The organism is bacterium, assembly GCA_024226335.1.
Taxonomy (GTDB): domain Bacteria; phylum Myxococcota_A; class UBA9160; order SZUA-336; family SZUA-336; genus JAAELY01.
This window is the reverse complement of record JAAELY010000155.1, coordinates 1-13,921: the sequence shown is the minus strand read 5'-3', so window position 1 is coordinate 13,921 and position 13,921 is coordinate 1. Positions and strand designations below refer to the sequence as shown.

The 13,921-nt window shown below is 63.0% G+C and carries 13 protein-coding genes; 5 read left to right on the top strand and 8 right to left on the bottom strand.

Translation table 11 applies throughout. The annotated features are described in order from the left end of the window. Window positions 1-998, bottom strand: a 998-nt coding sequence (locus GY725_07360; GenBank protein ID MCP4003997.1) for a BMP family ABC transporter substrate-binding protein, incomplete at its 3' end; no start/stop codon positions are given. A gap of 141 nt (window positions 999-1,139) precedes the next feature. Here GY725_07360 and GY725_07355 point away from each other — a divergent pair. Continuing rightward, entirely contained in the window at window positions 1,140-1,904 is a 765-nt protein-coding gene (locus GY725_07355; protein MCP4003996.1) for an HAD family hydrolase, read from the top strand. A 21-nt stretch (window positions 1,905-1,925) separates the two neighbouring features. Here the strand turns inward: GY725_07355 and GY725_07350 are convergent, their stop codons facing one another. After that, a complete protein-coding gene (locus tag GY725_07350) occupies window positions 1,926-2,765 on the bottom strand; it encodes a Gfo/Idh/MocA family oxidoreductase (protein MCP4003995.1) in 840 nt (279 codons plus the stop codon). A gap of 475 nt (window positions 2,766-3,240) precedes the next feature. Between GY725_07350 and GY725_07345 the strand changes: the two genes are divergently transcribed. Then, the gene (locus GY725_07345; protein ID MCP4003994.1) at window positions 3,241-3,948 is read left to right on the top strand and encodes a nuclear transport factor 2 family protein; all 708 of its coding nucleotides are present in this window, start codon (window positions 3,241-3,243) and stop codon (window positions 3,946-3,948) included. 9 nt (window positions 3,949-3,957) lie between these two features. Here the strand turns inward: GY725_07345 and GY725_07340 are convergent, their stop codons facing one another. The 4 genes from GY725_07340 to GY725_07325 form a co-directional block, all read right to left on the bottom strand. After that, window positions 3,958-5,442, bottom strand: a complete 1,485-nt coding sequence (locus GY725_07340; protein ID MCP4003993.1) for a D-aminoacylase — start codon at window positions 5,440-5,442, stop codon at window positions 3,958-3,960. Window positions 5,443-5,459: 17 nt separating this feature from the next. Further along, window positions 5,460-6,224, bottom strand: coding sequence for an SDR family NAD(P)-dependent oxidoreductase (locus GY725_07335; protein MCP4003992.1), 765 nt, complete (start codon window positions 6,222-6,224; stop codon window positions 5,460-5,462). Between the two features lie 66 nt (window positions 6,225-6,290). Next, the gene (trpS, locus tag GY725_07330; protein ID MCP4003991.1) at window positions 6,291-7,307 is read right to left on the bottom strand and encodes a tryptophan--tRNA ligase; all 1,017 of its coding nucleotides are present in this window, start codon (window positions 7,305-7,307) and stop codon (window positions 6,291-6,293) included. Beyond that, entirely contained in the window at window positions 7,304-8,221 is a 918-nt protein-coding gene (locus GY725_07325; GenBank protein ID MCP4003990.1) for a hypothetical protein, read from the bottom strand. Before GY725_07325 ends, trpS begins: the two co-directional genes overlap by 4 nt. Window positions 8,222-8,308: 87 nt before the next feature. Between GY725_07325 and GY725_07320 the strand changes: the two genes are divergently transcribed. The 3 genes from GY725_07320 to GY725_07310 all read left to right on the top strand — a co-directional run bounded on the left by GY725_07320 (window position 8,309) and on the right by GY725_07310 (window position 11,827). Beyond that, window positions 8,309-9,244, top strand: coding sequence for a hypothetical protein (locus GY725_07320; GenBank protein ID MCP4003989.1), 936 nt, complete (start codon window positions 8,309-8,311; stop codon window positions 9,242-9,244). 100 nt (window positions 9,245-9,344) lie between these two features. Next, window positions 9,345-10,268, top strand: coding sequence for a hypothetical protein (locus GY725_07315; protein MCP4003988.1), 924 nt, complete (start codon window positions 9,345-9,347; stop codon window positions 10,266-10,268). Between the two features lie 80 nt (window positions 10,269-10,348). Further along, complete coding sequence (locus GY725_07310; protein ID MCP4003987.1) at window positions 10,349-11,827, top strand: amidohydrolase family protein; 1,479 nt, start codon at window positions 10,349-10,351, stop codon at window positions 11,825-11,827. Here the strand turns inward: GY725_07310 and GY725_07305 are convergent. After that, window positions 11,824-12,330, bottom strand: a complete 507-nt coding sequence (locus GY725_07305; GenBank protein MCP4003986.1) for a methylated-DNA--[protein]-cysteine S-methyltransferase — start codon at window positions 12,328-12,330, stop codon at window positions 11,824-11,826. The genes GY725_07310 and GY725_07305 overlap by 4 nt on opposite strands. 15 nt (window positions 12,331-12,345) lie before the next feature. Further along, window positions 12,346-13,821, bottom strand: coding sequence for a DNA-3-methyladenine glycosylase 2 family protein (locus GY725_07300; GenBank protein ID MCP4003985.1), 1,476 nt, complete (start codon window positions 13,819-13,821; stop codon window positions 12,346-12,348). Window positions 13,822-13,921: the final 100 nt, after the last annotated feature.

Below are 13,921 nucleotides of genomic sequence, written 5' to 3'. Positions count from 1 at the left end.
TTCACATCCGCAATCAATTTCTGGACACCGTCCCAGACAGGATCTGGAATGCGCGAGCGCAGCGCATCGTTCCACTCGATGCGCACGACCCCGTCGCGCAACCCGAAACGAATCGAGCGGGGATAGAACTGGCCCGACCTCACCTCGCGGGCCACGAGCAGCAGGGCACCGGGAACATCGAGCGTGGCCGAAGCCAGGATCGAGGTCGGCGCGAGATCATTCTGGTTTTTGTTCGTGCCGAAGGCGAAGACCTTTGGGTTCTCTTCGACGGCCTGAAAGAATCCACGCGCAGCTTCGTTTGCGTTGTGGATCAGCATATCGACGCCCGTCGAAATCTGAGCGAGCGTCGCCTCGCGAGCAGCGGAGGCATCGGTCCAGTTTCCGATATACGAGATCTTCAGATCGGTGTGCTTGCGCGCGAGCTTTCCACCGCCTTCGAATGCGTAAAACGTGCTGGCCACCGAGGGAATCTTCACACCACCGATCGCACCGATCTTCGAATCTCGGGCGAGTCTTCCCCCCAGGTAACCGAGCACGAACGTGGCCTGCTCCAGTTCGAAGACGATCGGCGAAACATTCCTTCGCACCGTCGATCCACTGGTCGTGATGAAAATAGTATCCGGGTACTCGATGGCGACTTTGGCTGCTGCATCCTGGAACTCAAAGCCGTGACCAAAGATCAGCCCGAAACCACGCGCAGCAAAATCTCGAAACCCGGCTTCGAAGTCTTGAGGAGTCTTTGTTTCCTGATGGGCGATCTCGGCACCCGTCTCGTCGCGAATCCGCTCCAGTCCCTCGTAGGCACTCTGGTTCCAACCCGCGTCGCGAATCGAACCGGGCGTGAGCAGGGCGACTTTGAACGCGGACTCCGGGCCGGATTCTTCCAGACCGCAACCCAACACGCCGGAGACGATCACACCAGAGACGACCAGAAGGACCGCCCGCACGAGTCGAAAACAGGACCTGGGAGCCGGGTGAAGCTTGGGTGGGAATGACACCGCGGGTAGAGTATCTGCCCACTCGGATTGGCGAAAGGTGCGCGGTCGGCGGCCAGTCGAGAAAATGGGAATCGGCCCAGGCAATGGAGCGCGGTTTTCAGCCGCTTGCTAGCCTGCGAAGGGCATTTCCGAAGGAAGCCGATGACCGGACCCGAATCTTCATCTGAGGCCAGCCCGAACCTGCGCGCCGTGACCTTCGACTGCTGGGGGACCCTGATCTTCCAGCCTACACCCGACGAGCCACCCAACTCGAGCCGCCCGGCGAGCCGCGAACGGGTGCTGATCGATCTTCTGACGCGTCACGGTGTTCGCCATGACGAAGAGGCGGCGCGCCAGGCTCTGCGCAAGGGATCTCAACGTCACTGGCGCTGCTGGCAGGATGGGATCGCCACCGGAGCCAGCGACATCGTGCGCTGGACGTTTGAAGATCTGGAAATCGATCATCCCGAACTCCAGCGCGAAACGACCAGTGTTCTGGAGGAACGCGCCCTGGAGTTCGAGGTGCGCGCACTCGATGGCGCACGCGACACCCTGCAGCGTATGGCGGACCTGGGAATCCGACGTGGACTGATCTGTGACACGGGTTACAGCCCGGGTCGTGTAGTGCGTCAGTTACTCGATCGAGTGGGCCTGCTCGATCTTCTGGAAGTCACGATCTTCTCCGACGAAGCGGGCTTCCCCAAACCGAATGCGTCACTGTTTCACAGTGCACTCGGAGCACTTGAAGTCGCACCCGAACACGCCGCGCACGTCGGCGATCTGCGCCGCACCGACATCGCCGGTGCCCGCGGCGTGGGTATGCGCAGTGTGCGCATCCGAGACGTCAACGACGATGACGTCGATCTACAAGACGCCGACCACATAGCCGACAACCACCCCCACCTGTGCGAGTTGCTGGGCTTCTAGCCGGAAGCGGCGAGAAGCCAGCTACGAATGACACGCCCCTTCCAGTTCCTCGACCAGCCCGAGTACGTGCAGGATCCGCTCCTCGCTCACGTAGGACTCGCCGGCACCCCGAATTCGTTGGACGAAAACGTCGAGATCGGCCGCGAGCAGGGCTCCGGCCGGACCGGGGCTCGGCGATTCGAGCTGCCCGTGCTCGCAACGCACGGCCCAGTCGGTTGCGCGTTTCAGACCCGGACCGCGCTCTTCGATGAGAGTCAGCTCTCCGCCCTGCTCAAAGTCGAGATCAGCCTGCAGTGAATACCCACCGGCAGAACCTCGCAACAGACTGCAAGCGCGCACGCTCGCAGGACCGAAGAGATCGACGATGCGATGCAGGCGCGCCACCGCGCGCAGAGATGCCGATCCGGCCAGCGCCGGGTCACCGATCCAGCCGTCGGCCTCCGCGCTGAAGTGCACTTCGCCCGCGTGCAGTCGGCCTAGCTTGCTGGCGGCCTCGCGCAACTCGAGCTGTGAGGGCGAGAGCAGCTCGATATGCTCGACGTGCAAGACACGATCCCGGAGGCGAGCCAGTTCGAAGAGTTCCGACGCCACCACCGGCCCAGGCGCGAGTGGGAACTCGACAGCTACGTGCTTGCCGGACTCGAGTGCCGCTCTCGCGGTCGCGGGGTGCAGTACATTGGGCGTACAGACAATCAACGCGTTCACGGTATCGTCGTGCAGAATCCGTTCGAGTGTCGGCCCTTCGGCTCCTGGGTCGCGATGCACCAGTCCCGCGAGTTCCGTCTCCGGGTGGGCTTCGATCGCAGCCACACGGGATCGACCCGCACGCCCCGCGCCGATGACGGCCACGCGCAAGCTCATCAACTGAGTTTCCGAGCCAGAGTCAAGCCGTCCGAGAGCGCGATCATCAGCGACTGCGTACGCGAGGGCGATCCTACGGTGTCTCGAGTTTCATTCCTGAGTTCCACTAGGGAATCTCTGCACAGGGAGGATTCGAGCGAGAAGCGGGAGTCGCCGCCTGAGCAAGAAGCGTGATCCGATCGCAGATTCGTAGATCTGCAGAGGGTCGCGCGACGCAGCGCAGGCGGATGCATCGCGCTTCGCAGCCGCAGCCTCCCTGTGCAGAGGTTCCCTAATAGCCGATCGTCGGCGTTGGTGAACTGGCTCAAGCGATAACTCCTCAAGACATTGGCGACAGCAGTGATGCTATCAGACCCACAAGACGGTGCGGACTAGAGTTTCGACTTTCCGCTCGCTGACTGATTGCTAGTATTTCAGACACTGCTCGTATTGCAGTCACCGAGCAGCATCATCCGCAGGGCAAGGGAGCGCGCCCGTGGCAGCTCGCATCAAAGTAAAATCCGAAAGTGCACACGAGGAGCCGGTTTCCGCACAACAGCCGGTCTCGAGCCCAAAGCCCTCTCCTACTGAAATGCCCGAAGCGGAACGGGTTGCCCGGAAAATCGTGCGCGCGACGAACGACCTCGAACACGTCGACCTTTCAGAACTCTACGCGGAAAATTGCATTTCCGTCGAGTCGAGTCTCGGCGAAGAAGCCAGTATCCACGGTCTTCCAGCCCTCGAAGAAAAGCTGGAAGCCTGGCTCGCGAAAGTGGAGACCGCTCACTGGACACCCGTACATGTGTTCGTGAACGGAAATGCGATCTGCATCGAGTGGCAGGCGGAACTCAAGATGCGCGACGGTCGTGCGATCGATTTCGAAGAGATCGCAATTCACGAAGTCGAGAATGGCAAGATCGTTGCCGAGCGCTTCTTCTACGATCCCAGTGCACTGTCTGCACCGCCGGCCGGCTCGACGAAGCCTGAAGCAGAACCCGAACCGGTCGAGGCACAGGCTGAACTTCCCATGCCTCCCGTGGTCGCGGTCGCGAAGCCCGAACTGACCCAAGCTCCTGTGGAATCCGAAGCCGCAGCGGAGACTGAATCGGAACCCGAGCCGGTCGCCGAGCGCACGCCGTTTTTCCCGACATTCGAACTGGAAGACGACGAACCGGGAACCCCGATCGACCCGATGGATCTCTGAGTCCGCTCCCTAGGCGCGACGAAGCGCGGCGCCGCTGCGCTCCCCGGTGTGCTCGCCATCGCGAACCACGTGGCCACCGTTGACGAAGACGTGCTGGATGCCCGCGGGTGTCGCATGGGGCGCTTCGTAGGTCCCGCGATCGATGATCTCTTCGGGGTCGAAGAGCACGAGGTCGGCAAACGCTCCTTCGGTGAGTTCGCCCCGTCCCGCCAGGCCAAACACGCGCGCCGGAAAGCCAGTCATGCGATGCACGGCTTCTTCCATTGGAAAGATGCCGAGTTCGCGAGAATAGCGGCCGAGTACACGCGCAAAGGAACCGTAGAGTCGCGGGTGTGGATTACCGTCCATACTCGGAATCCCGTCAGAACCGATCATCGTGCTGGGATGTCGCATCACGGTCTGCACATCGTCTTCGGACATGCTGTGCATGATGATCGTCGCCAGAGGTTCTTCGGCGAGCACGCGCTCGGCCGCCTGCGGTGCAGCCAGTTCCCACTCGGAAACGAAGTCCGCAATCGAACGCCCGTGCCACTCGGAGTGGTTCTCAGTCGAAGAGATCACCACGTCTGCGGGATCGACCTTCCCGACCCCGCCGCTGCCCCCGAAACCGTCGTTCTGGGCAATCGCCGCCAGGACCGTACTGCCCGCGGTGTAGGGGTATTGATCGGCGTGAACCGATACGCCGCGCGCCTGCGCCGCTGCAATACGCTCTAGCGACTCCGTCACCTGTCCCCAGCTCTCGCGCCCCGAAGCCTTGTGATGCGATATCTGCACCGGCACACCCGCGCGTTCACCGATCTCAATCGCCTCGTCGACCGAGTCGAGCAGACCCGGTCCTTCATTGCGCATATGTGTGGTGTAGAGGCCCCCGCATTGCGATAGCTCGCGGGCCAGCTCGACGATCTCATCCGTCTTCGCGTGCCGACCCGGTTCGTAGATCAGCCCGGTCGACAGACCCAACGCCCCCGCCGCCAGACCTTCGTCGAGCAGACCCTTCATCGCGTCCAGCTCATCCCCACTGGGTTCACGCGCCTCGCCGCCCATGACCGCCGCGCGCAGCGTCCCGTGCCCGACCAGCGCGCCGATGTTGACGCTCGGCCGATGGGCATCGAGCCAGCCGAGATAACCCGAATAGCCTTGCCACTCCGGTAGTTCTTGATTTGGATGGAACGCACGAGCCATCCGGGAAGCCTGGTGATAAGGAGCCGCACCCATCCCGCAGTTACCCACGACACAAGTCGTGACACCTCCTTGCACCTTGAAAGCCATTTCGGGATAGACCACGGCCGCGAAGTCATCGTGCGTGTGGACGTCGATAAATCCGGGGGCCAGTGCAAGGCCCTGCGCGTCGATCTCGACTTCAGCATCTCCGGACAGCGAGCCGATCGCCGAGATGCGCTCCCCTTCGACTGCGAGATCCGCGTCGACGGGGGGCGCGCCGGTACCGTCGCAGAGTCGTGCATTGCGGATCAGTACGCGTTGGCGTTTGCTCATTGTTTCTCCGTTCGGCCTCAGATTGTGATCAGCATTCCGCCGTCGACCACGAGAACCTGACCCGTCATCAGATCCGACCCCGTCACGATCCCGAGCACGGCATCGGCAATGTCTTCAGGACTCGACACCTTGGCCAGAGGAACCCGTGCACTTATCGCGGCCATCGCCCCGTCGTAGGATTCCCCGAGTCCGCCCTGTAGCCAGCGCCCGGTGATGGCACCGGGGGCGACCGCATTCACGCGCACCTGCGGTGCGAGCACTCGCGCCAGTGTGACCGTCAGATTGTTGAGTGCGGCCTTGGAGGCGCAGTAGGGAATCGAACTGCCCTGCCCGGCCACGCCGGCCACGCTCGAAATCATGACGACTTCGCCGTCGCCCGATTCCTGAAGCGGTCCGCGGGCGGCGCGCGCCATCTGGAAGGGACCGACCACATTTACGGCCATCAGTTCCTGCCAGTCTTCGGCCTTCACGCCGTCGAGATCGGTGTGGGGTACGAATACGGTCGTACCGGCACTCTGCACGAGGATGTCCAGGTGTCCGAACTCTGTGGTAGCCGCCTTCACCATGCCGCGACAGGCGGAATCATCGGCGACGCTCGCCTGATGCGCGATCGCCTTCACGCCCAGAGCTCGACAGTCTTCGGCGGTCTTTTCCGCGTCGTCCTTTGAACGGCTGTAGTTCACGAGCACCGAGCAGCCGCCTTTGGCCAGTTGCAGTGCAGTTTCGCGGCCCACGCCCGTGCCACCGCCGGTGATGATCGCCGCCTTGCCTGAAATATCCATTCCAGTCTCCTTACGAGCGGCATGCTACACGATGGGAGCGGGGCTACGGGTTCTGGAAAGACAGAGTCAGCCGCGAACGGCTCCCACACCGCAGGCGGAACGAACTTCGTCCATCAGTCCGGCGGCGACCTCGCGTGCGCGGACCGCACCGACCCGCAGCACTTCTTCGACTGCGTCGGGATCGGCCGCCAGCTTCTCGCGACGCTCGCGTGCGGGTCCGAAGTACTCGGTCACTTTCTCGAGCAGGGCCTTCTTGGCGTCGCCATAGCCCATACCGCCTTTGCGGAAACGCTGCGCCATCTCGGCTCGCTCTTCATCATTCGCAAACAGCGCGTAGAGCGCGAACAGGTTCGAAGTGTTGGGATCCTTGGGGTCTTCGACGGGTGTCGAATCGGTCACGACACCCATCACCTGCTTCTTGAGCTGTTTGGCAGTCGCAAACATCTGGATGGTGTTGTCGTAGGTCTTGCTCATCTTGCGCCCGTCGGTGCCGGGCACCGTTGCGACCTCGTCGGGGATATACGCTTCGGGCAGTGTGAGAACTTCGCCGTAGGTCATGTTGAACTTTACGGCGATGTCGCGCGTGACTTCCAGGTGTTGTTTCTGATCCTGCCCCACTGGCACCACGTCGGCGCGGTGAATCAGGATATCGGCCGCCATCAGAACCGGATAGGCAAACAGGCCGTGGTCCGGTTTCAGACCCGCAGCCAGCTTGTCCTTGTAGGAGTGGCAGCGTTCGAGCAGACCCATGGGCGTGACGGTCGTGAGAATCCAGGCGAGTTCGGCGACTTCGGGCAGATCGCTTTGCCGGTACAGGATCGACTTCTCGGGATCGACTCCGAGCGCCAGGTAGTCCAACGCAACGCCGCGGGTCAACTCACGACGGGTATCGGCATCGCGAACCGAATTCAGGGAGTGCAGATCGGCCAGGAAATAGGCCGCCTGATTGTCTTCCTGGAGAGCGATGTACTGGCGGATCGCACCGAAGTAGTTGCCGATGTGCAGTACGCCCGAGGGCTGTGTTCCCGATAGCACGCGCTTGCCTCGCGGGCGCTCGTGCGTCGTCCCCTTTTCCGCACTCATATCGATTGCACCCAGCGCGGACTGAAGACCGGATCTTCTCCTTCGAGCATGCGGGCAAAACGCTCGATGAGACGCGAGCTGATCGGACCCGGAACGGGCGCCGGCAATTCGTGCCCATCGATCCGTTCGACGGCCCACACTCCTGAACTGGTCCCCGTAAGGAAAGCTTCTTCCGCGCGCGCGAGCAGATCGCCGGGCAGCGGCTCTTCCTTGATGATCAGACCTTCATCGCGGGCCAGATCGATCACCGCGCGACGGGTTATCCCGGCGAGCACCAGATCGGTCGGTGCGGAACGCAGGAGCCCCTCGGTGACCAGGAAGAAACTCTGCGTCGACGATTCGGCCAGATTGCCGTGCTCGTCCAGAAAGAGCACATCGTGAAAGCCCTCCGCCCGAGCGCGCTTTTTCGCCACCGCTGCATGCGTGTAGCTCGCAGCGACCTTGATTTGTGGCGAGAGAACACTGCTCGGCATCTTGCGCGGATGTGCGATCTGCAGGCGCGCGTTGGGGCGCTCGCCCGCGCCGCTGGGCGCGATGTCGGCGATCGAAAAAGCCGCGACCGCCACACAGACGTGCGGGTTGGCCGGCAATACGTCGAACGAGATCGAATCGTAGTAGCCGCTGATCTTCACGATCTCGCATCCCGGGTTCGCCCGCACGACCTCTGCGATCGCCGCCAGCAGAGCATCCAGGTCGTGTTCGAGTTCCATGCCGTTTAGCGCAGCCGAGTTCATGAAACGCTCGGTGTGTTCGCGCAGACCGAAGATCGCCGGACCGCGAGCCGTCTCGCACACCTGCATTACGTCAAAAACCAACGAGCCGCGCTGGACCGACTGAGAAAGCAGGTGAACCGTGACCTCGGGCCAGGCGACCAGCTTCCCTTCCAACCAGATTTTCCGCTCTTCCAGTGACATGGAGCGAAGTCTAGCCCCGCCTGCGGGCACTGCCCCACCCTGGCCCGGAGGCGTTGTCTGAGCTAACTCCATCCTGGGGGTGAAAACATGGTGAAGTACCCACTGGTCGTAGTTAATCCGCGGACAGCGCGGGTCGTGAGCGACCCCGATCTGGTCACCCGGATCCGACAGCGCATCCCGGCAGAGAATCTCTTTCTGGGCAGGAGCCCAGAGGAGTTGTACCTGAAGCTGCGCGAGGCTCGGGCAGCCGACATCGACACCCTGGTCGTAGTCGGTGGGGATGGCACAACGGCCGCCGTACTGACTTCCCTGCTCAGAGTCTGGCCGCATTCGATCCTGCCCAAACTGGTGCTGGCCGGCGGGGGTTCGGCGAACTCGATCGCGCGCTCGCTCGGACTGCGCGGCAGCGTGGAAGGCGTACTCGACCGCCTGCTCGACGAGGAGACCAGGTCCCCCGAACCCCGATTGCAGCCACTCCTGCGCATCCGTCCGGCGGCCAGCGAAAGCTACTACGGGCTTTCGCTGCTCGCAGGTGCACCCAAGCGCTGGCTCGAAGGAATCGAAGCAGGACCGGGTCGCGGGCTGGCGGGTCGCACGGCTGAATCACTGCGAACTCTGGCATCAGTGCTGGTGCGCGGCGAACGGGCACGCGAACTGGCCGAACCCGTGAACGCCGAAATCGAGATCGACGGAAGAGCCCTGTTGGAAGACTCGTTTACAGCGCTGGCGATCAGCGTCATCGGCGATCTCGGACTGGCGGTCACGCCATTCCAGGACGACACGCCCGCGGTCGGCAGTTTTCACGTGGGGTTGACGCCGGCGGGACCCGCGCGCCTCAGCCTCGAAGTACCGCTGCTCACCTTCGGCCTGACCGACCAGTCCTGCGTCGAGATACACGAGGCGAATTTCGTCACGCTGCGCTTCGCCCAGCCAACCGAACTGAGCCTGGACACAGTGACGTTACCGGCGACGGAATTATTGACCATCGAGCCGGGACCGTCGTTGCCGATCCTCAACCCCTGAGAACCCGACTGGAGATGCAGCACCCCGTTTGGAAGGCCGCTTTGCATCTTCGAGCCACAAATAGGGCGTTTGCTGCCTCCGGGGCGTTTGGGGCTTTGCGTTGAGCAAGACCGGCGTGATCGCCAACTCGCGTGCAGGTCGGCTCAAGCGCGACCCGGAGTTGATCGAACGCGTACGACATCTCCGGCCCGAAGGCTTCGTCGAGTCGACGAGCGGACTGGAGGACGTAGCTCCGGCCCTCGAACGGTTGCGCGATCGCGGGGTCGACACACTGGTGATCGTCGGAGGGGATGGCACGGTCGGTGGCACGCTCACGCCCCTTTTGAGCGTCTGGCCCAGCGATGAACTGCCGCGCATCGCGCTGGTGGCCGGTGGAACGGTGAACACGATTCCCGGTTCGCTGGGAGGCCGAGCCAGTCTCGAAGAAACAGTCGAAAAGATCGCCGCCGGCGAAGGCCTCCGGGAGAGCCTGCGACCCGCAGTCCAGGTGACTCCAGAAGGAGGAAGGGCTCGCGCGGGCATGATCTTCGGCAATGGCGTCACCACGCGCTGGCTCGCGGCCTACTATTCCAACTCCAGACAGGGAGCCCTCGGGGCCGCGCAGGTCGTCGGTCGCGCCATGGCTTCGGCATTGTCGGGCGGAAGCCTGGCGGCGTCGATGTTCGAGCCGTTCCGGGCCAAGGTCGAGATCGACGGTGAGGTCCTGGAACGAGAGGAATTCACGATCATGGGTGCATCGGGCGTGCGAGATGTGGGCCTGGGATTTCGACCGTTCCACAGCGCGGGACAGCAACCGGACCGCATCCACTTCCTGTGCACGGGCGCGGGTCCGGCTCGATTGAGCGCAGAACTTCCGGGTCTATGGCTCGGTTTGCGCGGCTCGGCACTCGAGCACCATTCCGCAGCCCGCGTCTCGGTGCGTTTCGACACACCGCAACCGTGGAGCGTGGACGCGGATCTGGTCGCTCCGACAGAAGCGTTGGAGATCTGCCCCACACCACCCATCCGATTCGTTTCGCTCTGAGCTTCGCATCCGAGCTTCAGGCGAATTTCACCGACCACGGCGTTTCCCGACGCCCCAGATGAAGTAGTAGAGTGAGCACCATGCCTGCATACCTGCGCGTCGTCCTGATTCTGATCGCCGTAGTCATTTTCTGCGGTGGCATCGTCTATTCGTCCCTGCAGCCGCCCGCGCCGCTAGAGGTTCCGGAACGCGGAGTCACCCTTCACGGGGTTACCGTGATCAATCCCGGAAGGGAGCGGCGTTCGAATACCTCGGTAATCGTTCGAGGCAATCGCATCGAACGCGTGCAACCGACCTTGCCTCCGAGTCTCGCCGACGATGAGGATTTCGCCGGCATGTACGTCCTGCCCGGACTCAGCGACATGCACGTGCACTTCCCCATGGCCGCACTTCCAGGGCAGACGGAGCTTTTCGCGTTCCTGTTCTTGTATTACGGCATCACCACCGTGAGAGACGCGGGCGACATCGATGGAAGCGCAGTCGGACCGGCGCGTGAAGGCGTCGCGAAACAACTCTTTCCCGGACCGCGCATCTACGCGTGTGGCCCTTTCGTCGACGGGGATTCTCCGCTCTGGAAAAACACCCGACAGGTACTGAAACCCGAACAGGCCGGCGCGGTAGTCGACGAGATCTTCAAGTCCGGTTTCGACTGCGTGAAGGCCTATAACGGACTGAGTGCCGAAGTCCTGGCGGCACTTCGAGAGGCCGCCGAAGAAGCCGATCTTCCGCTGATCGGACACACACCGAAGGGTGTACCGTATGAGGTCGCGAGACTCGACGACGCCCAGCACGGCATAGGCATTCCGCCCGAACTCGACGAAGACCTCGACTACCCGGAGATCATGAAGGCCTGGAGTCTGGTCGACGAGGCGCGACGCAAGAGCATCGTAGAGACCGTGCGGAAATACGATATGGCGAATACTCCGACGCTCGTGAGCAGCGAGCGCTTGATGCGCTTCGACGACTACGAAACACTGCGGAAGAACCCCGACACGGAGCTTCTTCCGCGCTTCTACAGCGACGTGATCTGGAGCCCCACCGAGGGCATACCCGGTCTGCGCAATCTGACACCCGAGGGATTTCAGGCGCTTCACGACTCGATGCACCCGAGGCTGAGCATGATCAAGGCTTTGTACGACGCCGGTGCACGCCTGCACCTGGGCACCGACGTGCAGACGGCCTTCGTGGTTCCGGGTGTCAGCCTCTACCACGAGATGGACCTGTTCGTGAGCGCGGGCCTGACGATCGAACAGGTCTGGGGGATCGCCACGCGCGGTCCGGCAAAGACCCTGCGAAATCCGAAACACGGCAGGATCGTCAAGGACGCGCTGGCCGACCTGCTGATCTTCAGCAAGGACCCCACCGCGGACATGGATGCAATCAACTCCCTGGAAGCCGTGGTCGCCGACGGTCGCCTGTACTACAGCGACGATCTGGAAGAGCAACTGGGCGAGTACCAGTCGTGGTTCGGCGGCATCATCTACGAGACGGTGTCCACTCGGCTCGTACGTCAGGCAATGGCGGCTCAGTTCGGCGACGATGCGGAGTCCTCAGACTAGCCAGCCACATCGACACCTTCGTGCTCCAGCAACCAGCGTTTGCGCTGTAGACCCCCTGCGTAACCCGTGAGCGAGCCATCCGCACCCAGAATGCGATGGCAGGGCAGGACCAGTGCGACGGGGTTGCGACCGTTGGCCGCGCCCACCGCGCGGGCCGCTTTCGGTTCACCGATCCTGCGCGCGAGCGCACCGTAGCTCGAAGTACGACCCGAGCGCACCTTGCGCAGCGCACGCCACACCTTGCGCTGAAAGTCCGTGCCTCCGGTATCGACCGGAATCGCATCGAGCGCGCGCAGATCCCCTTCCAGATAGGCCCGAACTCGCGCCGAGAATCCGCCGGGATTGCGCGTGCGCACCAGCGATACCTCGGAGTAGCGCATCTTCAACAGGCGCATCATCCGCTCACGCGTGTCCGCAAAGTCGAGTGCCCACAATGCGCGTTCATCGGCGACTAGCAGGATCATTCCGATCGGGGATGCGATCTCGTCGTAGTAAAGTTCCACTGAAGAATCTCCTCGCTAGTCGGCCGAAGCTTCGGCCGCCCAAAGATGCATGGCGGCATAGGCGCGCCAGGGGCGCCACGCTTCGGCGGCTTCGCGCAACTCGCGCCGCTTGACCGGACCCGAACCGTTGCCCAGCGCTTTTCGCAAGACCAGATCCGCATCGGGGAAGGCGTCGGGTTCGCGCGTCGCGCGCATGGCGATGTACTGAGCCGTCCACTCCCCGATTCCCGGAAACTGGCAAAGCCGGGCCACGGTCTCTTCGAGACCCAGCGGCGCATCGAGTTGCAACTCACCGTCGTCGACGGCCGCGGAAAGACTATGGATCGCCTCTGTGCGCTGTTTCGGCATACCGAGGCCGCTCAGATCGGCGCTGCGCAAGCTGCACGGCGTGGGAAAGAGATGAGAGAGTTCAGGCCTGGAGTCGACATGGATCGTTTCGCCGTGGCGCCGCACCAGGCGCGATGCCAGGGTCGCGGCGGCCGAAAGGCTGACCTGTTGCGCCAGGATTGCGCGAACCGCGAGTTCGAAGCCGTCCCAGACACCGGGAACGCGTGCACTCGCCCCGGCCAGCAACGGCCGCAGGCGCCCATCACTCGCCAGGTGATCTCGGATCTCGTTCGGATCGGCGTCCAGATCGAAGATGCGTCGCAGCTGCGTCGACACACGGATCAACTCGCGGGTATCGGAAAGACAGATCCGCGCCAGAAGCTGAGGCTCATTGGTCGAAGGCCGAACCTCGACGATGCCGGTCGCATCACCGATGCGAATGGTCCGGCAGTACGCGTCGGGAAGAACCGACTCGACGTGCGGCGTCGCCTGTAACTGCAGGAAAGCGATGATCGCAGCCCAGTCAAACGGTTCTCGATACGGAAGCCGCAACGTGATCTCGGAACCGTCTTCACCTGCGGGTGCAACCGCCGCGCGACGCGCTCGCGCCCGCTTGCGCAGCGCACTCGGTGTTCGAGCGTAGGTAGTGCGAATCGTGTCGTTGAAGCGACGCACACTGGAAAAACCCGAAGAGAAGGCGACCTGCGTCATGGGAAGCGCCGTCTCGTCGATCAATTTCTTCGCAAACAACAAGCGGCGCGTCTGCTCGACCGCAATCGGCGACGCCCCCAGATGCTTGACGAACAGACGCCGCAACTGCCGATCCCCAATGCCGAGTCGCGCAGCCAGGTCTTCGGTCTTTCCAGCCACGAGCGCGCCATCCGCGATCAGACGCAGCGCTCGCGAAACGGTCGCCGAGCTACCCAACCAGGCCGGCGTTCCAGGCGATACTTCCGGACGACAGCGCAGGCAAGGTCGGTAACCCGCCTCCTGGGCCGCCGCAGCACAAGCCACGAAAGTGCAGTTCTCGAAGCGCGGAAGCGGCGCGGGGCAGACCGGACGGCAGTAGACACCCGTCGATCGAACGGCGGTAAAGAACCGCCCATCGAAGCGCGCATCCCGGGCCTTGACCGCGCGGTAACAGGTATGGGGATCGAGACTCACGAGCGCAATTCTGCGCCCTCGCGCGCGGCTCGGCTAGCCGGATTCGGACCCGCTCCTCGCGCAGCCCGGGGCCAGAGAACGGGCCACTGAGTTCTGTGGA

Excerpts from the sequence above, each read along its gene's own strand:
- GY725_07350 (MCP4003995.1), bottom strand. The coding sequence starts at position 2,765 with ATGAGCTTGCGCGTGGCCGTCATCGGCGCGGGGCGTGCGGGTCGATCC.
- GY725_07335 (MCP4003992.1), bottom strand. The coding sequence starts at position 6,224 with ATGGATATTTCAGGCAAGGCGGCGATCATCACCGGCGGTGGCACGGGC.
- GY725_07340 (MCP4003993.1), bottom strand. The coding sequence starts at position 5,442 with ATGAGCAAACGCCAACGCGTACTGATCCGCAATGCACGACTCTGCGAC.
- GY725_07310 (MCP4003987.1), top strand. The coding sequence starts at position 10,349 with ATGCCTGCATACCTGCGCGTCGTCCTGATTCTGATCGCCGTAGTCATT.
- GY725_07325 (MCP4003990.1), bottom strand. The coding sequence starts at position 8,221 with ATGTCACTGGAAGAGCGGAAAATCTGGTTGGAAGGGAAGCTGGTCGCC.
- trpS (MCP4003991.1), bottom strand. The coding sequence starts at position 7,307 with ATGAGTGCGGAAAAGGGGACGACGCACGAGCGCCCGCGAGGCAAGCGC.
- GY725_07355 (MCP4003996.1), top strand. The coding sequence starts at position 1,140 with ATGACCGGACCCGAATCTTCATCTGAGGCCAGCCCGAACCTGCGCGCC.
- GY725_07320 (MCP4003989.1), top strand. The coding sequence starts at position 8,309 with ATGGTGAAGTACCCACTGGTCGTAGTTAATCCGCGGACAGCGCGGGTC.